This is a genomic window from Massilia sp. TSP1-1-2 (assembly GCF_049896185.1).
Lineage (GTDB): Bacteria > Pseudomonadota > Gammaproteobacteria > Burkholderiales > Burkholderiaceae_D > Telluria_A.
This window is the reverse complement of the sequence record NZ_JAFCTU010000187.1, coordinates 1-647: the sequence shown is the minus strand read 5'-3', so window position 1 is coordinate 647 and position 647 is coordinate 1. Positions and strand designations below refer to the sequence as shown.

General features: G+C 51.9%; 1 protein-coding gene. It reads left to right on the top strand.

Features of this window, described 5'->3' with window-relative positions; translation table 11 throughout:
• The coding region (locus ACP7BV_RS27620; protein WP_426108110.1) for a hypothetical protein at positions 1–514 on the top strand (514 nt) is incomplete at its 5' end.
• Positions 515–647: the final 133 nt, after the last annotated feature.

Here is a 647-nt window from a genome sequence, read left to right as displayed (position 1 = left end):
TTCGTTGTTTCACTTGTTGACGGCTGCACGAGCACTTCAGCCAAACTTGAAAAGTCGCCGTGCGCGTGTACGTTCGAAAAAATCAATGCCGAAAACATTGGAGGGAAATCAAATGCGTAACTTCTGGATATTCGTTTCGAAGCTTGGAATGATAGTTGCGGTTGGTGGTTCCATCTACTACTTTTCTCCGCACCGGCAGATCGGCGTCGGACCCACGACCTCGCCAACTGCACAGGAGCTGGCCGCGCCAATTGATCATGTTGTTGTGACGCCCGGCGCGAATCCGCTTCTTACTGCAAACGCTGCACAGTTCGACAGGTGGTTTCCTTCTTACCCTATGCCTTGCGGGGCGATTCTATTTGAAGATCCCAAGAGGAAGCAAGGCAAGGTAGATTTCTGCGTTCAAGAAATCGTGAAGCGTGTGGGAATGACAACCGGCATCCAGATCGCTAGAGCTGATGTGCTTGATCCATCTGTCCAGGCACACTGGCGCGACGTTATGGGAAGAAAATAAAATGCCAACGATGACTTTGCAGGGAATGGTTGCGGCATCGGACGGCGTGACGGAGTCGTTTTTGTCGCACACCTACCCGGCCATTGCTGGGGCTGTGGAGACGCCAATTTTCTACGCCGCCATACTTTATTGG